General features: G+C 70.9%; 19 protein-coding genes. 6 read left to right on the forward strand and 13 right to left on the reverse strand.

Annotated elements, in window-relative coordinates:
• Positions 1–16 precede the first annotated feature (16 nt).
• From ACFQUZ_RS22335 to rarD, 4 genes are all read left to right on the forward strand, one after another.
• Complete coding sequence (locus ACFQUZ_RS22335) at positions 17–1,870, forward strand: type VII secretion protein EccE (protein ID WP_377445489.1); 1,854 nt, start codon at positions 17–19, stop codon at positions 1,868–1,870.
• Positions 1,849–2,223, forward strand: coding sequence for a phage holin family protein (locus ACFQUZ_RS22340; RefSeq protein WP_377445492.1), 375 nt, complete (start codon positions 1,849–1,851; stop codon positions 2,221–2,223). The genes ACFQUZ_RS22335 and ACFQUZ_RS22340 overlap by 22 nt, the downstream gene beginning before the upstream one ends.
• Positions 2,224–2,291: 68 nt before the next feature.
• The gene (locus ACFQUZ_RS22345; protein WP_377445495.1) at positions 2,292–2,723 is read left to right on the forward strand and encodes a GNAT family N-acetyltransferase; all 432 of its coding nucleotides are present in this window, start codon (positions 2,292–2,294) and stop codon (positions 2,721–2,723) included.
• A 44-nt stretch (positions 2,724–2,767) separates the two neighbouring features.
• Positions 2,768–3,700 carry an EamA family transporter RarD gene (gene rarD, locus ACFQUZ_RS22350; protein WP_377445632.1) on the forward strand — a complete coding sequence of 311 codons (933 nt, stop codon included), beginning with the start codon at positions 2,768–2,770 and terminating at the stop codon, positions 3,698–3,700.
• Between the two features lie 16 nt (positions 3,701–3,716).
• Here rarD and ACFQUZ_RS22355 read toward each other — a convergent pair whose 3' ends face one another.
• Positions 3,717–4,448: an anti-sigma factor family protein gene (locus ACFQUZ_RS22355; protein ID WP_377445499.1), complete on the reverse strand. Its 732-nt coding sequence runs from the start codon at positions 4,446–4,448 to the stop codon at positions 3,717–3,719.
• The gene (locus ACFQUZ_RS22360) at positions 4,445–4,960 is read right to left on the reverse strand and encodes a sigma-70 family RNA polymerase sigma factor (protein ID WP_377445634.1); all 516 of its coding nucleotides are present in this window, start codon (positions 4,958–4,960) and stop codon (positions 4,445–4,447) included. Before ACFQUZ_RS22360 ends, ACFQUZ_RS22355 begins: the two co-directional genes overlap by 4 nt.
• A gap of 244 nt (positions 4,961–5,204) precedes the next feature.
• Here ACFQUZ_RS22360 and ACFQUZ_RS22365 point away from each other — a divergent pair, with 244 nt between their 5' ends.
• The gene (locus tag ACFQUZ_RS22365) at positions 5,205–7,310 is read left to right on the forward strand and encodes a PhoX family protein (RefSeq protein WP_377445501.1); all 2,106 of its coding nucleotides are present in this window, start codon (positions 5,205–5,207) and stop codon (positions 7,308–7,310) included.
• A gap of 141 nt (positions 7,311–7,451) precedes the next feature.
• Here the strand turns inward: ACFQUZ_RS22365 and ACFQUZ_RS22370 are convergent, their stop codons facing one another.
• Positions 7,452–8,234, reverse strand: a complete 783-nt coding sequence (locus tag ACFQUZ_RS22370) for an IclR family transcriptional regulator (RefSeq protein WP_377445504.1) — start codon at positions 8,232–8,234, stop codon at positions 7,452–7,454.
• A gap of 152 nt (positions 8,235–8,386) precedes the next feature.
• Here ACFQUZ_RS22370 and ACFQUZ_RS22375 point away from each other — a divergent pair, with 152 nt between their 5' ends.
• Positions 8,387–9,580 carry an MFS transporter gene (locus ACFQUZ_RS22375; protein WP_377445507.1) on the forward strand — a complete coding sequence of 398 codons (1,194 nt, stop codon included), beginning with the start codon at positions 8,387–8,389 and terminating at the stop codon, positions 9,578–9,580.
• 17 nt (positions 9,581–9,597) lie between these two features.
• Here the strand turns inward: ACFQUZ_RS22375 and ACFQUZ_RS22380 are convergent, their stop codons facing one another.
• From ACFQUZ_RS22380 to ACFQUZ_RS22425, 10 genes are all read right to left on the reverse strand, one after another.
• Entirely contained in the window at positions 9,598–9,975 is a 378-nt protein-coding gene (locus tag ACFQUZ_RS22380; RefSeq protein WP_377445510.1) for a hypothetical protein, read from the reverse strand.
• 78 nt (positions 9,976–10,053) lie between these two features.
• On the reverse strand, positions 10,054–11,142 hold the full coding sequence (locus ACFQUZ_RS22385; protein WP_377445513.1) for a polyprenyl synthetase family protein: 1,089 nt from the start codon (positions 11,140–11,142) through the stop codon (positions 10,054–10,056).
• A 79-nt stretch (positions 11,143–11,221) separates the two neighbouring features.
• A complete protein-coding gene (gene nuoN / locus ACFQUZ_RS22390) occupies positions 11,222–12,781 on the reverse strand; it encodes an NADH-quinone oxidoreductase subunit NuoN (RefSeq protein ID WP_377445515.1) in 1,560 nt (519 codons plus the stop codon).
• A complete protein-coding gene (locus tag ACFQUZ_RS22395) occupies positions 12,778–14,304 on the reverse strand; it encodes an NADH-quinone oxidoreductase subunit M (RefSeq protein ID WP_377445518.1) in 1,527 nt (508 codons plus the stop codon). The genes nuoN and ACFQUZ_RS22395 overlap by 4 nt, the downstream gene beginning before the upstream one ends.
• Before the next feature lie 67 nt (positions 14,305–14,371).
• On the reverse strand, positions 14,372–16,291 hold the full coding sequence (gene nuoL, locus ACFQUZ_RS22400) for an NADH-quinone oxidoreductase subunit L (protein ID WP_377445521.1): 1,920 nt from the start codon (positions 16,289–16,291) through the stop codon (positions 14,372–14,374).
• 11 nt (positions 16,292–16,302) lie between these two features.
• Complete coding sequence (gene nuoK / locus ACFQUZ_RS22405) at positions 16,303–16,620, reverse strand: NADH-quinone oxidoreductase subunit NuoK (protein WP_377445524.1); 318 nt, start codon at positions 16,618–16,620, stop codon at positions 16,303–16,305.
• Positions 16,617–17,387 carry an NADH-quinone oxidoreductase subunit J gene (locus ACFQUZ_RS22410; protein WP_377445526.1) on the reverse strand — a complete coding sequence of 257 codons (771 nt, stop codon included), beginning with the start codon at positions 17,385–17,387 and terminating at the stop codon, positions 16,617–16,619. Before ACFQUZ_RS22410 ends, nuoK begins: the two co-directional genes overlap by 4 nt.
• Positions 17,384–18,058, reverse strand: a complete 675-nt coding sequence (gene nuoI / locus ACFQUZ_RS22415; protein WP_377445528.1) for an NADH-quinone oxidoreductase subunit NuoI — start codon at positions 18,056–18,058, stop codon at positions 17,384–17,386. Before nuoI ends, ACFQUZ_RS22410 begins: the two co-directional genes overlap by 4 nt.
• A gap of 1 nt (position 18,059) precedes the next feature.
• Positions 18,060–19,406, reverse strand: a complete 1,347-nt coding sequence (gene nuoH / locus ACFQUZ_RS22420; protein ID WP_377445531.1) for an NADH-quinone oxidoreductase subunit NuoH — start codon at positions 19,404–19,406, stop codon at positions 18,060–18,062.
• Complete coding sequence (locus tag ACFQUZ_RS22425) at positions 19,403–21,964, reverse strand: NADH-quinone oxidoreductase subunit G (protein WP_377445534.1); 2,562 nt, start codon at positions 21,962–21,964, stop codon at positions 19,403–19,405. The genes nuoH and ACFQUZ_RS22425 overlap by 4 nt, the downstream gene beginning before the upstream one ends.
• Between the last annotated feature and the right edge of the window lie 28 nt (positions 21,965–21,992).

Below are 21,992 nucleotides of genomic sequence, written 5' to 3' on the forward strand. Positions count from 1 at the left end.
CGACGATGGGTGAACGGTGACGGCAGAACTGGCACGTGCGCGTACCGTCCTGGCTTCCCGTACCGCCCGCGTGGTCGCCACCCAGGTCGCCCTCGCGCTACTCCTCGCCGCGACCGGCAGCGGCCCCCGGCTCGCCGTGGCCGTGCCGTTGGCCGCGCTGCTCTGCGCCGGCTGGCTGCGGCTGCGCGGCCGATGGTTGACCGACTGGGTCGGCGTCGTGGCGCGGCGGTACGTCCGCGACCGGACGATCGGGCCCGATGCCGGCGGGTCGCGTTTTCTCGCATTGGTCGCGCCCCGGACCGGCGTCGTACCGATGGACCTGTCCGGGACGGTGACCGGTGTCCTCACCGGCACCACGGCGCTCACCATGGTGCTGGAACTCGGCGATCCGGCCCGGGTCCTCGGCGACCCGCCCCGCCCGTTGCCCCGGCCCGCGGATCTGCTGCCCGCCTCCCCCGCCAACGCGCCGACGGTGCTGCTGCGGCTGCTGGTGACCACGGTTGCCGCACCCGCTCCCGACGTCACAGGGCCGGCGGGGACCGGTTACCGGGAACTGACCGGCGGGCGGCGGCCGAGTCGGGACCGGGCGCTGCTCGCGGTGCGGGTGTTGCGGTCCGACCGATGGTCGGAACCGGAACTGCGCCAGGCTCTCGGTGCGGCGGCACGCCGAATCCGACGTCGACTCGCGCCCCTGCCGGTCACGCCACTCACCGATCGGGAGGTGCTGGCCGCCGTGGCGGACCTCGCCGGATACGAACCGGGCGGTCCCGTCGCCGAACGGTGGGCCGCCCTGCGGATCGGCGATCAGCTCCAGGTCACGTACCGCGTGGACGGCTCCGCGGCGCTGCCACTGGACCGGCTGCTGATGCTGCCGGCCGCCGCCGTAACCGTGGCCGTGGATACCGCGCCGGGTCGCGCGTCCGACGGACCGGTCCTGGTACGACTGGCCGCGCCGCTGCTGTCGGACGGGGTAGCGGCGCTGCACCGGCTGGTCGGCGAGGCCGGGGGGACGGCACAGCGGCTGGACGGCGAACATCTCCCGGCCCTCGCGGCCACCCTGCCGCTGACGTCCGAGCTGTCGTCGCCGGGTCTGGACTCCGGCGGCAACGCGCGCGTGTCCATGCCGCGCGTCGGCGACGCCGGGCTGGTGCTCGGCGTCGACCGGCACGGCGCACCGGTGACGGCGCGGTTGTTTCGCCCCGGACCGACCGAGGTACTGCTGGTCGGCGGACTCGGCCCGGCGCGGTTGTGGACGATGCGGGCTCGGGCGCTCGGCGCTCGGATCGTGGTGCGCACCGCCCGGCCGGCGGCCTGGGCGGCGCTTGTCGCCGCGATCGACCCGACCGGCGCGGCGGTCACGATGCGGGCACCGGGGCGGCCGATCGACGCCGTCGGTACGCCGGTGCGCCCCCTGTTCGTGGTGGTGGACGCCGGGCCGGTGCCGGTGAAGACCCGGCCGGCGCCCGGCCCTCGCCCGGTGCCTGATCCGCCGGCGATGACGGTGGACGCCGACAGCACCGGGGGCTGGACGGCCACCCTGATCGTCCGCGACGGCCTGAGCGTCGACGACCGCACCCGGCTCGGCCGGGTGGACCTGGTGGCGTTGGGCCGACTCGGAGCGGACGAGGCAGCCCTGGTCGGTGCGACGCTCGGGACGACGACCGCCGGCGACTGGTTGACCCGGATCCGCGACGACATGGTGGCGTTGGTCGAGCACGGAACGCTTCGGTGGGCGGTGCTGGCCGCGACGGCGACCGAGTCGCACCTGGTCAACCCGGCCGGCCCCGTCCCGCCATCCGCCGCTGACGACGGGCGTCCGGGGGTTGACCGGCATGGCACCATGCCCGGATGGGAATTCTCCTCCGGCTGATCGCCACCGCGGTGGCGTTCTGGCTGTCCACCCTCGTGATCCCAGGCATCGACCTGACCACCGACTCGATGACGGAGAAGGCCACCACGGTGCTCATCGTGGCGGTGATCTTCGGCTTGGTGAACGGCGTCCTGCAACCCATCATCAAGACCATCGGTTGCGGCGTCTACGCGCTCACCCTCGGCCTGATCGCGCTTGTCGTCAACGGCCTGCTCTTCCTGCTGACCGGCTGGATCGCCGGCGAGTTGGACCTGCCCTTCCAGGTCGACGGGTTCTGGCCGGCAGCGGTGCTCGGCGCGCTCTTCGTGAGCGTGGTCACCTGGCTGCTCGGGCTGGTGATGGACCGCGACTGAGGAGGTCCGGGCCACGATCCGGGAATTGGCCCGAGCGCTCGGCCGGGAGTGATCTACGGTTCGCAGACATGGGGATTGTCGTCCGCGACGGCTACGAGCTGTCCACCGATCCGAGCCGGATCAACCTCGGTCGGGTGCACCGCTGGCTGTCCGAGGACTCCTACTGGGCCCTCGGACGGTCGCTCCAGGTCCAGGAGCTGGCCAACGCCGGCTCCCTGGTGTGCGGGATATACCGGATCGGAAACGGCGCCCAGGTCGGGTTCGCCCGGGCGGTGACGGACGGCGCGACGTTCGGCTGGCTCTGCGACGTGTACGTGGACCCGGCCGACCGGGGTCGCGGACTGGGGCGGTGGCTGGCCGAACACGTCCGGGACGAACTTTTCAACCGGGGCGTACGACGGATCCTGCTGTCGACGGCGGATGCCCACGGTGTCTACGCGGGCGTGGGTTTCGCGGCGCTGGCCACCCCGGAGCGGTGGATGGAGCTCGATCAACGGTGAGCCAGCTCCGGATCGGATACCTGTTCGGCATCGCCGCGTACGGCATGTGGGGATTTATGCCGGTTTATATCAAGCTGCTGCGGCCGGCCGGACCGGTGGAGATTCTGGCGCACCGCGTCGTGTGGTCGGTGGCTTTCGTCGCCATCGTCCTCGCCGCCCTGCGCAACTGGCGGTTCCTCGTGCGGTTGCGACGCCGGCCACAGGCGTTGGCCGGCGTCGGCTTGGCCGCCGGGCTCATCGCCGTCAACTGGGGGACGTACGCCTACGGGGTCAACTCCGACCGGGTCGTGGAAACCGCGCTGGGCTACTTCATCAATCCTCTCGTCATCGTGCTGCTCGGCGTCGCGGTGCTGCGGGAACGGTTGCGCGCCGCGCAGTGGATCGCGCTCGGCCTCGGCGCGCTCGCGGTCGCCGTGCTCACCGTCGACTACGGCCGGCTGCCGTACCTGGCGCTGGTCCTGGCCTGCACGTTCGGCAGCTACGGGCTGGTCAAGAAACGACTCGGGTTGCCGGCGGCGGAGGGACTGTTCGTCGAGTCGGCCGCGCTCGCCGTCCCGGCGCTGGCCTTTCTCGGCTGGCTGGCCTGGCGTTCCGAGGGCACCTTCGGTGAGGTGTCCGCCGGACACACGGCGCTGCTGGTCGGCGCCGGCGCGGTGACCGCCGTTCCGTTGCTGTTCTTCGCCGGTGCCGCCAACCGGCTACCGCTCACCGGCCTCGGTCTGCTCCAGTACCTCGCGCCGATCCTGCAACTCGGCTGCGGCGTACTCATCTTCCACGAGCCGATGCCCCCCGCCCGCCTCGCCGGGTTCGCACTGGTCTGGCTCGCGCTTGTGGTGTTCACTGTGGACGGTCTCCGGACAGCCCGCCGCGACCGGGTCGCGCGAGCCAACAGCCCGGCCGTGGTTCCTCCCCCCGGCGCGCCAGCCATCCCTCCGGCTGGCGGGGGGTCCGTCCGGGCCGGGTCCGGTGGACGGTAGGGCCGCGAGTCCGTCGTCAGCGGACGTCGTAGCCGAGCAGTGCGGTGCCGTCCGGCCGCAGCAGCTCCAGCCGGGTCAACTCAGCCCCGGAGAACCGGGTGACCCCGGAGAAGGTGAGATCGTCGCCGGGCGCCGCGAGCCAGGAACCCACCTGCTCCTGGGCGCCATCCGCGCCGTACGCGACCAACCGGAAGGTGTACGCCTTCGGGTACTCGCCGTTCGGCGGATAGCTGCAATGCATGGTGACCTTCGTGCCCCACCGGGTGTCGTCCAGCGCGATCTCCGCGGTCACCGGGGCGGCGCCGCGTACCGGCCGCATAGCGGCGAACTGGACGACCGGTTCGCTCGTGGCCGGCGACCCGCCCGGGACCGGCGGAGGGTTGCCACGGGTCAGCACGGTGGCGCCGAGACCTACGATTAGCGCCAGGCAGGCGGCGGCGAGCACGCCACCCAGGGTCCGGTACCGAGCCCGGCGCCGGTCCCGGCGCCGCACCTCGCGCGCATTGGCGAGCAGCGTGGGCAGCCGCGACTCCACCGATGGCGCGACAGCGTCCAGGCCCATCGCGATGGAGTCCAAACCGGCCGGGTCGAGGCGGCCGAGCAGGCCCGGCAGCACGGCGATCTCGGCGACCGCTTCCCGGCAGTCCGCGCATCCACCGAGGTGTCGCTCGTAGGCGGCCCGTTCCGCGGGGGCCAGGGCACCCAGCACGTACGCGCCGTCGTCGTGGGCGAACTCGCAACTGGTCACCGGATCACCCCCATCTCCGCCAGGACCAGCCGCAACGAGCGCAACGCGTAGTGGGTACGCGACTTCACCGTTCCGGGCGGAACGCCCAACCTCGCCGCCGCCTCCGCGACCGACCTGCCCAGATAGAAGCATTCCACCAGCACTTCGCGGTGGCTGGGAGTGAGCCGGCCGAGGGCCTCGGCCACCGTCCACGCCTCCACCGCACGGTCTGTCTCGTCCGGACCCTGCGGTGGCTCCGGCACGGTGTCGGTGACGACCTCCCCGATCCGGGAGTTGCGCCGCCGCCAGGCGTCGATGGCCAGGTTGCGCGCGGTGGTGAAGAGCCAGCTCCGGATGGACCCGCGCCGCGGATCCAGCGCCTCCGGGTGCCGCCAGGCCCGGAGCAGGGTTTCCTGGACGAGGTCCTCGGCGCGCTGCCGGTCCCCGCCGACGAGGCGCAACGCGTGTGCGTAGAGCGCCTCCGCGTGCTCGTCGTGCAGTGCGCGGAGCAGTTGGGCGTCCAAGTCGCTGATGACGGCCACCTCCCTCCGCTGACTCGCGCGCTCACCGCCGAGCTGACCGGTGTGCCTTCCGATTTCTCGTACGGGTTTACCGGCCGAAAGGTTCACCGCTCGCCTGTTCACCGGTGGTTCACGTTTCCGCCGGACGGCGCTCATGGGCTGCCCCTACCGTCCGGTCCGGATGGCTCTCACCGCGTCGACCGCCACCGGCCCCAGACGCCCCTGATCTGCATAAGAACGAGGAGGCTCCATCCCCATGAGCGACCGCCGTCGGCTGCTCCCCCTGCTCAACACCACCCGGCACGGCAGCCGGGACTCCATGACCTGCCTGTACCGGTGTGGCAACGCCTGTGACCACCCGGTACCGAACCAGTCCGACAATCCGTACCTGGGCGACCTGGTCAGCGCCGAGATGTCCCGCCGCGGCGTGGTCCGCGCCGGTGCGCTCGGCGCCCTCGTGCTGGGCTTCAGCGGTACGGCCGCGGGCGCGCTCGCCGGTTCGCCGGCCGCGGCGGCGCCCGCGGCTCCGGCCGCCGCCGCGCCCGGCCGGGGTCCCAAGGCCGGCCCACTGACCTTCTCCGCGGTCCCGCCGAACACCCTGGACACGGTGGTCGTGCCCAACGGGTACGACCACGCCGTGCTCATCGAGTGGGGCGACCCGGTGTTACCGGACGCACCGGCGCTGAACATCCATCGGCAGACCGGAGCAACCCAGTCGAAGCAGTTCGGCTACAACAACGACTACGTCGGCGTGCTTCCGCTACCTGGCCGGGGTGACCGTGCGCTGCTCGTGGTGAACCACGAGTACACCAACGAGGACCTGATGTTCCCCGGCTTCACCAGCCAGGACGCGCTGTCCGTGGAGCAGGTCAAGGCGGCGATGGCCGCGCACGGCATGTCCGTGGTGGAGATCGAGCGGGTGGGCCGCACCGGCCAGTGGCGCCTGGTGCGCTCGGGCCGGCGGCAGTACAACCGGCGGATCACCGCGTTGGCCACCCGGTTCCAGCTCACCGGCCCGGCGGCGGGGTCGCCGTTCCTGCGGACGGCCGCCGATCCGAAGGGCCGGACCGTCATCGGCACGCTCAACAACTGCGCCGGTGGGATGACCCCGTGGGGCACGGTGCTCTCCGGTGAGGAGAACTTCAACCAGTACTTCGTCGGTGGCGACGGCGCGTCGGACGCGGACAAGGCGCGGTTCGCCCGGTACGGCATCAACACCACGGCCCGCTACCCGAGCGGCAGCCGCAAGTGGGACCGGGTCGACGAGCGCTTCGACCTTACGAAGAACCCGAACGAGGCAAACCGGCACGGCTGGATCGTCGAGCTGGACCCGTTCGACCCCGAGGGCCGCCCGCGCAAGCACACCGCGTTGGGCCGGTTCAAGCACGAGGGCGCCAACGTCATCGTGACCCGCCACCGCGATGTGGTCGTCTACATGGGCGACGACGAGCGGTTCGATTACCTCTACAAGTTCGTCTCCGACAAGAAGTTCATGCCGGGCAACTCGTGGGTGGCCCGACAGCACAACCTGAGCCTGCTCGAGTCGGGCACGCTGTACGTCGCCAAGCTCGGCTTCACCAGCGCCGGGGAGATCGACGGGTCCGGGAAGCTGCCGAGTGACGGCGCCTTCAACGGCACCGGCGAGTGGATCAAGTTGGCGGCGGGCGGGCGGTCGTACGTCGAGGGGATGCCGGTCGACGAGGTGCTCACCTTCACCCGGCTCGCCGCCGACAAGGTCGGGGCCACCAAGATGGACCGGCCCGAGGACGTCGAGCCGAGCCTGGCCACCGGAAAGGTGTACGTGGCGCTTACCAACAACACCGACCGGGGCAAGCCGGGCAAGGCGCCGGCGGACGAGGCCAATCCACGCAACGAGAACAAGCACGGGCAGGTGCTGGAACTCGTCGAGGCCGGCGGCGACAACGCCGCCAAGACGTTCACCTGGTCGCTGCCGATCGTCTGCGGTGACCCGGCGGACGAGTCGACCTACTTCGCCGGATTCGACAAGTCGAAGGTCTCGCCGATCTCCTGCCCCGACAACGTGGCTTTCGACGGCGCCGGCAACCTCTGGATCTCCACCGACGGCAACGCCCTGGGCAGCAACGACGGCCTGTTCGCCACCCACATCGAGGGGCCGGAGCGGGGGCATCTCAAGCAGTTCCTGACCGTGCCGATCGGCGCGGAGACGTGCGGCCCGTTCATCACCGCCGACGACCGCTCGGTGTTCGTGGCGGTCCAGCACCCCGGGGAGATCTCCGGGGCCAGCATCGACAACCCGAAGTCCACCTGGCCGAACGGCGACTACGCCAAGCCCGCCGTGGTGGTCACCTGGCGACTGGACGGCAGCGCCATCGGCCGCTGATCCCCTTCGAGCATCACGACGGCGGCCCATCGGCCGTCGACACACGAAACATCACTCCAGGACCGACCCGTCCGGACCGCCACCGGACGGGTCGGTCCATCTCCGGCGGGGCCGGCCGCCAGAACCGGCGCCGGCCCCGTCTCACCCCTCGGTGGCCAGCCCGTCGGCGACCGACCGGGCGACCGCCAGCAGCTTCGCCCGGACCATCCGGGCCGACGTCATCATCTCGGCGGCCGGCAACGCGCAGGCCAGCACCACCCGGCGTTCCATGTCCTTCTCCGGCGCCACCAACACGGCGGCACACGCCACACCCTGCCGGAATTGGCCCATCTCCAGGTGCATCCCGCGCCGGTCACCGGCGACGATGTCGGCCTCGAAGCTGTCCGTCGTGGTGAGGGTGGCCGAGGTGAACGGACGCATGCCGAACTCCCGCAGGTAGCGCAGTCGCTGCTCGGGGGAGAGCGTGGCGAGCAGCGCCTTGCCGAGGGCGGTCGCGTGGGCGCCCTCGTCGAAGCCCGGCACCAGATCCTCCAGGTACGGCGAGCGGGCACCCTCGGCCACCGCGGTGACAGCCACCTGGCCGCCGACGAAACGCCCCAGGTAATGGCTGTGGCCGGTCTCCGCGGCCGCCCGGCGCAGGGCCTCCCCCACCGCCGGTGGGCCCCGGAACGCGGTGACAAGTTCCCGGTAGCGGTCCGCCACCTCCAGCCCCACGATGTAGGTCCCGTCCTCGCGACGGATCACGTATCCCTCGTACGCGAGGGTGCGCACCAGGTGGTAGGTGGTCGCCACGGTCAGCTCGCAGCGTCGCGCGATCTGCTTCACGGTCAGGCCCTTCGGGGCCCGACCCACCGCCTCGAGGACGCGCAGTGCACGGGACACGCTGCGGATCAGGTCCGAAGGTTCTGCCAAGGGGTCGCGCACAACCACCTCCGCCGCCACGTTAGTTACACCATATGTAAAACCGGGCGTCTGCGAAATGCCCGTAGGGATCGAGGAGCCAGATCCTATCGCGACGGTACGTGCGGCGTCAGACACGAAGGGTTCTCTTTCTCGGCGAAGTAGAGTCGATCGAGATGGCCGCCACCCACCTCGAACCGCCCGTGACCACGTCGGTCCGTCGCCCCGTCCGGGCCGCGGCCGGCGCCGTCACCACCACCGTGGCCTGCGTTCTTCCGGTGTTCCTGGTCGGTGGTCTGGCCGTGCAGATGGGTCGCGACCTGGCCTTCTCCCCGGTCCGCCTCGGGCTCGCGGTCTCCGTGTACTTCGGCGTCAGCGCGTTGGCATCGGTCCCCTCCGGGGCGCTCGTCGAGCGGTACGGCCCGGGCACGGTGGCGCGGGCCGGCATCGTCCTCTCCGCCGGGTCGTTACTCGCGATCGCGGGGCTCTCCCACTCGTACCCGATCCTGGTGCTGCTGCTGGCGGTGAGCGCGGGCGCCAACGCGCTCGGCCAACTGTCCAGCAACATGGCGCTCGCCCGGCAGGTGCCCGCCGGCCGGCAAGGGCTGTCGTTCGGCGCCAAGCAGGCCGCCATCCCGCTCTCCACCCTGCTGGCAGGTGCCGCCGTGCCGGCGGTTGCGCTGACCGTCGGTTGGCGCTGGGCGTTCGTCCTGGCGGCCGCGCTGGCGGTGGCCACGCTCGTCGGCGTACCCCCGGATCCGACCGCGGCCACGGACCGGCCGGCCGGGGGCGGCGGCCGGGCGACCGGCGCGCTCGTGGTGCTCGGTTTCGCCGCCACGCTGGCCGCTGGCGCCGCCAACGCGCTCGGCACCTTCCTGGTCGACTCGGCGGCCGGCCGTGGCCTCTCGCCGGCCCTGGCGGGTCTCACGCTCACCCTGGGCAGCGTGGTCTGCGTGGTGGCCCGGGTGGGCGCGGGCTGGCTGGCCGACCGGCGCTCCTCGGGGCACGTCGCGGTGATCGCCGGCATGTTGGTCGTCGGCGCGGGCGGCCTCGGGCTGCTGGCCGTCGAGGGTCCGGTGCCGCTGGTGGCCGGCGTGACGCTCGGCTTCGGTCTCGGCTGGGCCTGGCCGGGCCTGCTCAACTTCGCGGTGGTCCGGCTGCATCCGCAAGCCCCGGCCGCCGCCACCTCGATCACCCAGACCGGGGTGTACGCGGGTGGCTGCCTCGGCCCCCTGGGACTGGGTGCGGTGGCCGGCCACGCCGGCTATCCGGCGATGTGGTGGGGCGCCGCGGTGGCGATGCTGCTCGCCGCCGTGCTCATGCTCACCGGCCGGCGCCTGCTGCTCAGGCCCGGGAACCACGAGAACTGACTCCAGCGTCCGCCAGCTCAGTACGCCTCTCCGCCGGCCGTGACCTGGTCAAAGTCGCCCGCCCGCAGTGCCATTGCCGGGATCGAGGCGTACGTCGTCGGCCAGGGTGTGGGATGGAAGGACTGGTCGCTGATGTTGATCAATGGGACGTGGTCGTCACGCCAGTACGGCGGTGCGCCCACCGCCCATCGCGCCCAGCCGAACGCAACGTCACCGAACTGCCCGTTCCACTGGTTGCAGGTGTCGCCCACCACCAGTCCCGGGGGCTGGTCCGCCGCGTCGGGGCCAAGGTCGAGCCGCCACACCTCGGCACTCCACGGGTCGGGAAGCAGGATGATCCGGTCGACAACGACTGGTTTCCGCTCGTAGGACCTGGCCGGGGCGGGAGCCGGCACCTCGACCGCCGTTTCCGGGTCCGCCAGAATCGCCCGGCAGGCCCGAGGGTGTCGCGATGGTCCACGCTTGCTCGCGGCTCAGCTGGTGCGGTCGGCGATGAAGTCGCAGAGCGACTCCAGGGCCCGTCGCGGCCCGCCCACCGGCAACGGGCTGAGCTGCTCCCGGGCCTCCTCCGCGTAGCTGCGCACCGTCTCCCGGGCCCGCTTCAACGCGGCGGACTCGCGCAACAGGGTCAGCGCCTCGGCGTGCTGTTCGTCGTCGGTGACGGGACCGCCGGCCAGGATCTCCCGCAGCCGCACCGAGGCGGCGTCGCCGTCGTCCGCGGCCAGCGCGTACAACACCGGCAGGGTGGGCACCCCCTCGCGCAGGTCGGTGCCGGGCGTCTTGCCGGACTGCTCCGACTCCGAGGCGATGTCCAGCAGGTCGTCGGAGAGTTGGAAGGCGACGCCGATCGTCTCGCCGTACCGGGCGAGGGCCGCCACGTGAGCCGGGTTGGCCCCGCCGAACATCCCGCCGAACTGCGCGGACGTCGCGATCAACGAGCCCGTCTTCTCCGCGATCACGTGCAGGTAGTGGGCGACCGGGTCCTCACCACCGCGCGGCCCGACGGTCTCGGCGATCTGACCGTGCACCAGCCGGGCGAACGTGCGCGCCTGCAGCCGTACCGCCTCGGTGCCCAGGTCGGCCGCGATGTCGGCGGCCCGGGCGAACAGATAGTCGCCCACCAGGATGGCCACCGAGTTGGTCCACCGGGAGTTCGCGCTCGGCGCGCCCCGACGCACCGGCGCCTCGTCCATCACGTCGTCGTGGTAGAGCGTGGCCAGGTGGGTGAGTTCCATCACCACGGCGGCCGGGACGACAAACGGTTCGCGCGGGTCGCCGAACTGCGCGCCCAGCGCCACCAGCATCGGCCGGAACCGCTTGCCGCCCGCCTCGACCAGGTGCCGAGCCGCTTCGGCCACCAACGGGTCCGCGCTGAACACGCTGTCCCGCAGCTCAGCCTCGACGGACCCCAGCACCGATCCCATCGCCGCCTCGACGGTCGGGTCGAGCTGTTCGAGGCCCATGGCGCCGAAGCGCTGGCGCGTGCTCGACCCGCTCCGGCGCGCGCCGGGGCCGGTTGCGCCTGGACGTTCGTCCCCCGGTCTCACCACGCTTCCAACCATGCCACACGCTGGCCAGCGGGCCAGGCGGGGGGCGGAGCCGGATTCCGACCCCCGGCCGGTAACCGGGCGAAGCCGGGCGTCATCGGACGAATTCGGCGGCACCGTTCGCGAGATCGAGCAACGGACCGGGCGCCACCCCCAGGGCGAGGGTGGCCAGCACACCGATGCCCACGGCGACTCCGGTGGCCCAGCCCGGCGCGGCCACGGCCGGCGTGGTCTCACCCGGCTCGGACAGCCACATCATCACCACCACCCGCAGGTACGGGAAGGCGAGGACCATGCTGGTGACCACGCCGGCGATCACCAACCAGGCCTGCCCCCCGTCGAGCGCCGCCCCGAACACCGCGAACTTGCTGGTGAAGCCGCTGGTCAGGGGGATACCGGCGAACGCGAGCAGGAGGAAGGTGAAAACACCGGCGATCAGCGGCGAGCGGCGACCCAGGCCGGCCCAGCGGGACAGGTGAGTGGCCTCCCCGTCGGCGTCCCGCACCAGGGTCACCACGGCGAACGCGGCGAGCACCGTGAAGCCGTACGCCACCAGATAGAACATCGTGCTGGACAGGCCGTCCCGACTCAGCGCGAGCACGCCAACGAGCAGGTAGCCCGCGTTGGCGACCGAGGAGTACGCGAGCAGGCGCTTGATGTCCGTCTGGGTGACCGCGAGGACCGCCCCGACCAGCATGGTGAGCACCGCCACAGCGCCGAGGACGGGGGTGAAGTCCCAGGCGGCGCCGGCGAAGCCGACATGGAGCACCCGCAGCAGCGCGCCGAAGGCGGCAACCTTGGTACACGCGGCCATGAAACCGGTGATCGGCGTCGGCGCGCCCTGGTACACGTCCGGCGTCCACACGTGGAACGGCGCCGCCGCGACCTTGAACAGCAGGCCGATCGAGATCAGCGCGAGGCCGGCGAAGAGCAGCACGGGGCTGGCGTTCGAATCGGAGACCGCCGCCGAAATGGTGCCGAAGTCGACTCCGCCCCGGCCGCGGGCGTTTGTCACGCCCGACGTGAAGCCGTACACCAGCGCGATGCCGAACAGGAAGAACGCCGAGGCGTACGCGCCCAGCAGGAAGTACTTCATCGCCGCTTCCTGGCTGAGCAGGCGCCGGCGGCGGGCCAGCGCGCACAGCAGGTACAGCGGCAGGGAGAAGACCTCAAGCGTGATGAACATCGTCAGCAGGTCGTTCGCCGCCACGAAGAGCAGCATTCCGCCCAGGGCGAAGGTGACGAGGGGGTATACCTCGGTCGCTCCCGGCGCCCGCTCCGCCTGGGCCCGGTCCGCCGGCGAATCCACCACGATGGCGGCCTGCGACACGAAGGCGCCGCCCTGCTCCACCGAGCGTTCCCCGATCAGCAGCAGTGCCACCAGCCCGAGGACCAGGATGGTGCCCTGGAGGAACAGCGTCGGCCCGTCGACCGCGACCGTCTCGGCGGCGGTCAACGACCGGGTGCTCGCGTTGCGCACCACCATCACGACGGCCGCGACCAGGGCGATCAACGCGGTCGCGAACTGCACCGGGTGACGCGACCGGCGCGGGAGGAAAGCCTCGACCAGTACGCCGACAACGGCCGCCCCGAAGACGATCAGTATCGGCGCGAGCGCCGCATAGTCGATCGAGGGCAACTGCAGCTCGTTCACCGGCTGGCCTCCTGTACGTCCGTCGGTGCCGGATCAGTGGCGCCGACGTCCTGCATGGTCGCCTGGACGGCGGGGTTTATGACATCGGTGACCGGCTTCGGATAGAAGCCGAGTACCAGGAGCAGCGCGATCAGCGGAGCCACCACGACCTTCTCCCGCAGGGAGAGGTCCTTGCGCATCGCTGGAGACTCGGCCAGCGCGGGGTTGAGCGTGCCCTGCGTGGTCCGCTGAATCATCCACAGCACGTACGCGGCGGCGAGGATGATGCCGACCGTGGCGATGATCGCGACCGGCTTGTTCACCGTGAAGGTGCCGATCAACACCAGGAACTCGGAGATGAACGGCGCCGTGCCGGGCAGCGCCAGCGAGGCGAGGCCGGCGAAGAACAGCACCCCGGCGAGCAGCGGCACCAGCTTGCCGGCGCCGCCGAAGTCGCGGATCAGCGCCGAGTTGCGGCGGGCCACCAGCATGCCCACCACGAGGAACAGCAGGCCGGTGGCCAGCCCGTGGTTGAGCATGTAGAACACCGAGCCGGTGCCGGCCTGGGTGGTGAAGGCGAAGATGCCGACCCCGATGAAGCCGAAGTGCGCGATCGAGGTGTAGGACACCAGCCGCTTCAGGTCATGCTGCCCGACCGCGAGCAGCGCCGCGTAGATGATGCCGATGACGGCGAGCGCCAGCGCCCACGGGGCGAACCAGCGGGACGCCTCCGGGAACAGCGGCAGGCAGTACCGCAGGATGCCGAAGGTACCGACCTTGTCCAGCACGCCGACCAGCAGCGCGGCGGCGCCGGCGGGGGCGGCGCCACCGGCGTCCGGGAGCCAGGTGTGGAAGGGGAAGAACGGTGCCTTGATGGCGAACGCCACGAAGAAGCCGAGGAACAGCCAGCGGGCCGTGTCGGTGGCGATGTTCGCGTCGGTGAGCGCCACCCAGTCGAAGGTCTTCCCGCCGACCACCCACAGGCCGATCACGGCGGCCAGCATGAACAGGCCACCGACAAGCGAGTAGAGAAAGAACTTGACCGCCGCGTACTGCCGCTGGTGGCCGCCGTAGCTGCCGATCAGGAAGTACATCGGCACCAGCATGACCTCGAAGAACACGTAGAACAGGAAGACGTCGGCGGCGGCGAAGACACCGATCATCGTGCACTCGAGGACGAGCAGCAGGGCGAAGTAGACAGGCACCGACCGCTTGGATGACTCGGCGTCGTGCCAGGAAGCCAGGATCACAAGCGGCACCAGCAGGGCGATCAGCATCAGCATCACCAGCGCGATGCCGTCCGCCGCGAATGTGAAGTTGACGCCCCAGCGCGGGATCCACGGGTAAGACTCGTGGAACTGCAGCCGGTCGCCGCCGACCTCGAAGGCCACCCACATGAACACCGACAGCACCAGCACCGCAAGCGACCACCCGAGGGCGACCACCTTGGCCAACTGTGGCCGTTGACGTGGCAGGAACGCCACCACCAGCGCGCCGACCAGCGGCGCGACGGTCAGCACCGAGAGGAAGGGGAAGTCGGACATTATTCGGCCTTACCTCGTCTCGTCAGTCCCGGTACGCCGCCGTCGGCTCCCCGGATGGTCCGCTCACTCATGAGAGCCAGCCCGCCTGTAGCGCCAGGAAGGCCGCCACCACCAGCACCGCGCCGGTCAGCATCGACATCGCGTACGACCGGACGAAGCCGGTCTGCAACCGGCGGAGCCGGCCGGAACCGCCGCCGACCGCCGCGGCCAGCCCGTTGACCACGCCGTCGATGCCCTTGTTGTCGAGGTACACCAGGGCCCGGGTGAGGAAAACGCCCGGCTTCTCGAAGATGGCCTCGTTCACCGCGTCGCCGTAGAGGTTGCGCCGCGCGGCCCGGACCAGGACGCCGGCCGGCTGCTCCTGGGTGGCCGTGCCGTTGCGGAACAGTGCCCAGGCCAGTCCGGCGCCCAGCACGGTCACCAGCAGGGAGAGCACCGTGATCACGGTGTGGGACAGCACCGCCTCGTGCTCGCCGCCGGGCTCGCCGAGGGTGGGGGCGAGCCAGTCGGGAACCGAGGTGGAGAGCAGGAAGCCCGCGCCGACCGAGCCGATGGCGAGCAGCACCAGCGGCACCGTCATGATCGCCGGCGACTCGTGCGGCTCCTTGATGTCGTCCGTCCACCGGGCCGGGCCGTGGAAGGTCAGCACGAACAGCCGGGTCATGTAGAAGGCGGTGAGCCCGGCGCCGAGCAGCGCGGCGAAGCCGAACAGCCAGGCCGTCCAGTCCTCCCGCTCGAAGGCGGCCACGATGATCGGCTCCTTGGAGAAGAAGCCGGAGAACGGGAACATGCCGATGATGGCCAGCCAGCCCATCATGAAGGTCAGCCAGGTGATCCTCATGTGCTTGGCGAGTCCACCGAACCGGCGGATGTCCACCTGGTCCTTCATGCCGTGCATCACCGAACCGGCTCCGAGGAACATGTTGGCCTTGAAGAAGCCGTGCGCCAGCAGGTGCACGATGGCCAGCGCGTACGCCGCGCCGCCGAGACCGACGCCGAGGAACATATAGCCGATCTGGCTGACCGTGGACCAGGCCAGCACCCGCTTGATGTCGTCCTTCGCGCACCCGATGATCGCGCCGATCAGCAGGGTGAGCGCGCCGATGCTGACCACCACGAGTTGAAGGGTGTGGTTGGCCGAGAAGATGGGATTGGACCGGGCGATCAGGTAGACGCCGGCGGTCACCATGGTGGCGGCGTGGATCAGCGCCGACACCGGGGTCGGGCCCTCCATCGCGTCCGGCAACCACGCCTGGAGCGGGAACTGGCCGGACTTACCGGTCGCGCCGAGCAGCAGCAACAGGCCCATCACCAGTACGGTGCCGGCGGCCAACTGGTTGACGCCGTTGAACACGTCGCTGTACTGCGTGGTGCCGAGGGTCGCGAACATCATGAAGATGGCGATCGCCAGGCCGGCGTCGCCGACCCGGTTCATCAGGAACGCCTTCTTGCCCGCGGTGGCCGCCGCCGGCCGGTCGTACCAGAAGGAGATCAGCAGGTACGACGCCAGGCCGACGCCCTCCCAGCCGATATAGAGCATCACGTAGTTGTTGCCGAGCACCAGCAGCAGCATGGCGGCGACGAACAGGTTGAAGTAGCCGAAGAACCGGCGGCGCCCCGCGTCGTGCGCCATGTAGCCCACCGCGTAGACGTGGATCAGGAAGCCGACGCCGGTGATGAGCAGCACGAAGACGGCGGCCAGCGGGTCGTACAGCAGACCGAAGTCGACAGTCAGGTCGCCGACCGAGATCAGCTCCCAGAGGCTGCGCTCCACCGACTTGTTCTCCAGGCCGCGCAGCGCGAAGAAGCTGACCAGGCCGAGGACGAAGGCGGCCCCGACGCTGGCCACGCCCAGCCAGTGTCCCCAGCGGTCGGCGCGACGGCCGAGCAGCAGCAGGATCGCCGCGCTGGCCAGCGGGATCGCCACCAGCAGCCACACGCTGCTCAGTACGCCACTCGCCGTGGCGTACTCGACAGTCGTTTCCACGTCAGGCCCCTCTAGTACTTGAGCAGGTTGGCGTCGTCGACGCTCGCCGAACGCCGGCTCCGGAAGATCGACATGATGATGGCCAGGCCCACCACGACCTCCGCGGCGGCCACCACCATCACGAAGAACGCCATGATCTGGCCGTTCAGGTCACCGTTGATCCGGCTGAAGGTGACAAGCGCCAGGTTGGCCGCGTTCAGCATCAGCTCGACGCACATGAACAGCACGATCGCGTTCCGCCGGATCAGTACGCCGACCGCCCCGATGGTGAACAGGATTGCCGACAGGACCAGGTAGTGACTCGGCTCCACCGAGAAGAAGTCACTCATTTGTCCGTGCCCTTCAGGGAGGTCTCCTCGGCGGTCAGCTCGCGCACCGGAAGGATTTCCGGCGTGCTGAGCGTGCTGGGGCGGCCGTCGGGCAGCCGCGCCGGGGTGGCGACCGACGACGAGGTGGCGAAGACACCCGGCCCAGGCTTCGGACCCGGGTAGTTACCGGGCGCGAAGCGGGCCTTCATGGTCGCCACCTGGTCGCGCTTGTCCTCCTTGCGCCGCTCGACGTGGGCGAGGATCATCCCGGCCATGGTGGCGGTGATCAGCAGCGCCGCGGTGAGTTCGAACGCGAAGATGTAGTCCGTGAAGAGCAGCCGGGCGATGCCCTGGACGTTGCCGTTCGCGTTGGCCGCATCCAGACCGACCGACGTGCCACCCGCGGTGGCCCGGTACACCCCGGTGCCGACCAGGGCCGCCAACCCGACACCCAACCCGATCGCGGCGATCCGCTGCCCGCGCAGCACCTCGATCAGCGAGTCGGACGCGTCCCGGCCGACAAGCATCAGCACGAACAGGAACAGCATCATGATCGCGCCGGTGTAGACGATGATCTGCACCATGCCGATGAACGGCCCCGCCTGGAGCACGTAGAACACACCCAGGCTGAGCATGGTCAGCACCAGCCAGAGCGCCGAGTGGACGGCGTTGCGGGACACCGCCATCCCGAGGGCGCCGACAAGTGCCAGCGGGGCGAGGATCCAGAAGGTCACCGCCTCCCCGGTGGACACCCCGCCCGCCGCAGCGAGCACCGCCTGTGTCGTCACGTCCGATCTCCCTTGCCCGCCGCCGCCCGGCGCTCGGCCTGCTCGGCCGTCCGCCCGGCGCGCTGCTCCGCCTGTTCGGCGCCCGGGAAGGTCACTCCCGGGTGCTCGTCCACGGTGTACCGGCCCGGCCCCATCGGGGAGTGCTCGGCGCCCGCCGAGGTGCCCGGGTTGTCCAGCGCGCCGACGTAGTAGTCCTTCTCGCTGTCGCCGAGGTGCATCGGGTGCGGCGGCTGCTCCATCCCGGGCAGCAGCGGGGCGAGGAGCTGCTCCTTCGTGAAGATCAGATCCTGCCGGTTGTCCCGGGCCAGCTCGTACTCGTTGCTCATGGTCAACGAGCGGGTCGGGCACGCCTCGATGCACAAGCCGCAGAAGATGCATCGCGCGTAATTGATCTGGTACGTGCTGGCGTACCGCTCACCGGGCGAGAACCGCTGCTCCTCGGTGTTGTCGCCGCCCTCGACGTAGATGGCGTCGGCCGGGCAGGCCCAGGCACACAGCTCGCACCCGATGCACTTCTCCAGGCCGTCCGGATGCCGGTTGAGAATGTGTCGCCCGTGGTAGCGGGGGGCCGACACCGGCGGCTTGAACGGGTAGTCGGTGGTGACGACCTTCCTGAACATGTGCGAGAAGGTGACCCCGAAGCCCTTGAAGCTGTCCGTGATCGCACCCATGTCACACCTCCTTCTCGTCGGCGCCGATGTTTGCCGGTTGCCGCTCGGCGACCGCCCGTCTGGTCCGCGGGCTGGGGGGCACCTGCAGGTCCATCGGTGGCAGCGGGAAGCTGCCCTCCGGTCGGGCCCGCACCTCGTCCTGCAACGACGGCTTCGGCTCCGCCTTGCGACTTGGCCAGAACAGCGCCACCAGCAGCACCAGTCCCACCGGGACACCGATCGCGATCAGGCGGTCGGTGCGCTCCCAGCCACTGGTGACCCGGATGCCGCCGAGCGCCACGATCCACACCAGGTTGACCGGGATGAGCACCTTCCAACCGAGGCGCATGAACTGGTCGTACCGCATCCGGGGCAGCGTGCCGCGGAGCCAGACGAAGACGAACACCAGCAGGATGACCTTGGCGAGGAACCAGAGCAGCGGCCACCAGCCCGAGTTCGCCCCGTCCCAGACGCTTATCGGCCAGGGTGCCCGCCAGCCGCCGAGGAACAGCGTCACGGTCACGGCCGACATGGTCACCATGGCGACGTACTCGGAGAGCATGAACAGCGCGAACTTCAGCGAGCTGTACTCGGTCATGAAGCCGGAGACCAGCTCGGACTCCGCCTCGGGCAGGTCGAACGGCGCCCGGTTGGTCTCGCCGACCGTCGAGATGAAGAAGATGATGAAGCTGGGCAGCAGCAACAGCGCGTACCAGCCGGGGGCCGGGATCTCCTGGCCGAACATGGTGAACCGGGTGGCGTCCGCCTGGGCCGCCACGATGCCGCTCGTCGACATCGTGCCAGCGGTCATGAACACGGCCACGATGGACAGGCCCAGCGCCACCTCGTACGAGATCATCTGTGCGCTCGACCGCAGCCCGCCGAGCAGCGGATAGGTCGAGCCGGACGCCCAGCCGCCGAGCACGATGCCGTACACGCCCATCGACGAGGCGGCCAGCACCACCAGCACCGCCACCTGCACGTCGGTGACCTGCAACGGGGTCCAGTGGCCGAAGATGCTGACCATCGGACCGAACGGCACCACGGCCAGCGCCGTCACCGCCGCGATCACCGAGATGGTCGGCGCGAAGAAGTAGACGACCTTGTCCGCCTTGGTCGGCAGGATGTCTTCCTTGAAGGCCATCTTGAGACCGTCGGCGAGGGTTTGCAGCAGACCCAGCGGACCGATCTGGTTCGGGCCGGGCCGCTGAGCCATCCGGGCCACCACACGCCGCTCGAACCACACGCCGAGCAGCGTGGCCAGCACGGCGAAGACGAACGCCGCCACGACTTTGATGAGGACGATCCACCAGACGTCGCGGCCGAAGTCGGCGAGCGTCGGATCCTGCGCCAGGTAGAGGCTCGTCATTGGAGGCTCCCGGGATCGGTGTTGAGCAGCGGCCCCGGCCGACCGGCCGCGTCGGCGGCGACGCCGGATCCACCGGCCACGGTGGACGATTCCCCGGACTCCGACCGCCCGGCGGCGCCGGCGGAAAGCCGGACCACGGCACCGGCCGGTACGCCGAGCGCCCGCCGGACCGTCGAACCGGGCGAGTTGGTGGGCAGCCAGACAACGCCGTCGGGCATCTCGGTGAGCGCTACCGGCAGGGTGACGGCCCCCCGGTCGGTGCCCACCGTGACCGGCTCGCCCTCGGCCACCCCGATCGCCTCGGCGGTCGCCTTGGCCAGCCGGGCCACCGGCTGGCGGGCGGTGCCGCCAAGGTACGGGTCGCCCTCGGTGAGCGTCCCCAGGTCGATGAGCTGGTGCCAGGTGGCCAGCACCGCCTCCCCGGTCGCCGGGGTCGGCACGCCCGCGGGGGCCGCCCTCGGCGGCTGCGGGCGATCGGCCCGGCTGGTCGGCAGGGTGCCCAGCTCGCGCCGGACGCCGTTCACGTCGCTGGTGCCGAGTCGCACCCCGAGCTGAGCGGCCAGGGCGTCGAGCACCCGACCGTCGGCCATCGCGGCGGTGTTCAACACTGCCTCGAACGGACGCAGGCGGCCCTCCCAGTCGAGGAAGCTACCGGCCTTCTCCACCACCGGCGCCACCGGCAGGACCACGTCCGCCCGGCGGGTCACCGCGCTGCCCCGCAGCTCCAGGCTGACCAGGAACGGCACCTCGTCCAGGGCCCGCTCGGCGAGTCGCGGGTCGGCCAGGTCGGCCGGGTCGACCCCGGCCACCACCAGGGCGCCGAGCTGACCGGCGGCCGCCGCCGCGACGATCTCGTCGGTGTCCCGGCCGCGCTGGCTCGGGATGTCCCCGGGCCGCACGTCCCAGGCGGCGCCGAGTTCGGCGCGCGCCGCCGCGTCGGTGACCAGTCGGCCGCCGGGCAGCAGGTTGGGCAGGCAACCCGCGTCCACCGCGCCCCGGTCGCCCGCGCGCCGCGGCACCCAGGCGAGCCTGGCGCCGGTGCGCTCCGCCACCGCCGCGGCGGCGGAGAGGCCGCCCGGCACGGTGGCGAGTCGCTCGCCCACCAGCAGGATCGCCCCCTCGGCGCCGAGCGCCTCGGCCACCGTCGGGTGCTCGGCCAGCACCGACGCCTCCTCGCCCGGGACCACCCGGGCGATCTTGGCGCCGAGCTTCTCCAGGCCCGGGGTGGCGTACGGCGCGAGCGCGAAGACCTGGAGGCCCTTCTTCTGGTACGCCTTACGCAGCCGCAGGAAGAGGATCGGGCACTCCTCCTCCGGCTCCAGCCCGACCACCACGACCGCCTTGGCGTTCTCCACGTCGGCGTACGTCACGTCGGTGCGCCCGGACACGCAGGCGGCCAGGAAGTCCGCCTCCTCACCGGCGACCTCCGCGTCGACCAGACGGATCGGCCGGGCCCGGAAGTCGATGTCGTTGGTGTGCAGCGCGACCCGGGCGAACTTGGCGTACGCGTACGCGTCCTCGACGGTGAGCCGGCCGCCGGTGAGCACCCCGACGCCCCGGTCGCCGTCCCGTGCGGCCCGCAACCCGTCGGCCGCCACCGCGAACGCCTCGCTCCACGAGGCCTCGCGCAGTTCGCCGGTCTCCCGGTCCCGGACCAGCGGGGTGGTCAACCGCTCGGTGGCGGTGGCGTAGCGGAAGCCCCACCGCCCCTTGTCGCAGTTCCACTCCTCGTTGACGGCCGGGTCGTCGCCGGCAAGCCGGCGCATCACCTTGCCGCGCCGCCAGTCGGTGCGCTGGTCACAGCCGGCCGAGCAGTGCTCACACACGCTGGGCGAGGAAACCAGGTCGAACGGGCGGGACCGGAACCGGTACTGGGTGCCGGTCAGCGCGCCGACCGGGCAGATCTGCACCGTGTTACCGGAGAAGTAGGAGTTGAACGGGACCACTTCGGCGTCGTCCGAGTCGACCCCGTACGCCTCGTCCCGGTAAATATTGATCTCTTCGGCGCTGGACCGGCCCATCAGGTCGATGAACTTGTCCCCGGCGATCTCCTCCGAGAAGCGGGTGCACCGCTGGCACAGCACGCACCGTTCCCGGTCCAGCAGGACCTGGCTGGAGATGGGCAACGGCTTCGGGTACTCCCGCTTGTGCTCGTGGAACCGCGAGTCGGACCGGCCGGTCGACATCGCCTGGTTCTGCAGCGGGCACTCGCCGCCCTTGTCACACATCGGGCAGTCGAGCGGGTGGTTGACAAGCAGCAGCTCCATGATCCCGGCCTGCGCCTTCTTGGCGACCTCCGAGGTGAGCTGGGTCTGCACCACCATGCCGTCGGCCACCGTCTGGGTACACGAGGCGACCGGCTTGCGCTGCCCCTCCACCTCGACCAGGCACTGCCGGCAGGCACCGGCCGGGGCCAGCAGCGGGTGGTCGCAGAACCGCGGGATGGCGATGCCCATCTGCTCGGCGACCCGGATCAGCAGGGCGCCCTTGGGTGCGGTGACCTCGACGCCGTCGATGGTGAGCGTGACGGTGTCGGTGGCCTTGGCAACGTCAGTCATGCCGCACCGCCTTCCATTCGCGACTGCG

It is taken from the genome of Plantactinospora sp. GCM10030261 (genome assembly GCF_042666615.1).
In the GTDB taxonomy this organism is placed as follows: domain Bacteria; phylum Actinomycetota; class Actinomycetes; order Mycobacteriales; family Micromonosporaceae; genus KBS50.

Bases quoted from the DNA above. Each gene is read 5' to 3' on its own strand.
- rarD (WP_377445632.1), top strand. From the start codon at position 2,768: ATGTGGGGATTTATGCCGGTTTATATCAAGCTGCTGCGGCCGGCCGGA.
- ACFQUZ_RS22340 (WP_377445492.1), top strand. From the start codon at position 1,849: ATGGGAATTCTCCTCCGGCTGATCGCCACCGCGGTGGCGTTCTGGCTG.
- ACFQUZ_RS22385 (WP_377445513.1), bottom strand. From the start codon at position 11,142: ATGGTTGGAAGCGTGGTGAGACCGGGGGACGAACGTCCAGGCGCAACC.
- nuoI (WP_377445528.1), bottom strand. From the start codon at position 18,058: ATGGGTGCGATCACGGACAGCTTCAAGGGCTTCGGGGTCACCTTCTCG.
- ACFQUZ_RS22375 (WP_377445507.1), top strand. From the start codon at position 8,387: ATGGCCGCCACCCACCTCGAACCGCCCGTGACCACGTCGGTCCGTCGC.
- ACFQUZ_RS22345 (WP_377445495.1), top strand. From the start codon at position 2,292: ATGGGGATTGTCGTCCGCGACGGCTACGAGCTGTCCACCGATCCGAGC.
- ACFQUZ_RS22425 (WP_377445534.1), bottom strand. From the start codon at position 21,964: ATGACTGACGTTGCCAAGGCCACCGACACCGTCACGCTCACCATCGAC.
- nuoK (WP_377445524.1), bottom strand. From the start codon at position 16,620: ATGAGTGACTTCTTCTCGGTGGAGCCGAGTCACTACCTGGTCCTGTCG.
- nuoH (WP_377445531.1), bottom strand. From the start codon at position 19,406: ATGACGAGCCTCTACCTGGCGCAGGATCCGACGCTCGCCGACTTCGGC.
- ACFQUZ_RS22365 (WP_377445501.1), top strand. From the start codon at position 5,205: ATGAGCGACCGCCGTCGGCTGCTCCCCCTGCTCAACACCACCCGGCAC.
- ACFQUZ_RS22395 (WP_377445518.1), bottom strand. From the start codon at position 14,304: ATGTCCGACTTCCCCTTCCTCTCGGTGCTGACCGTCGCGCCGCTGGTC.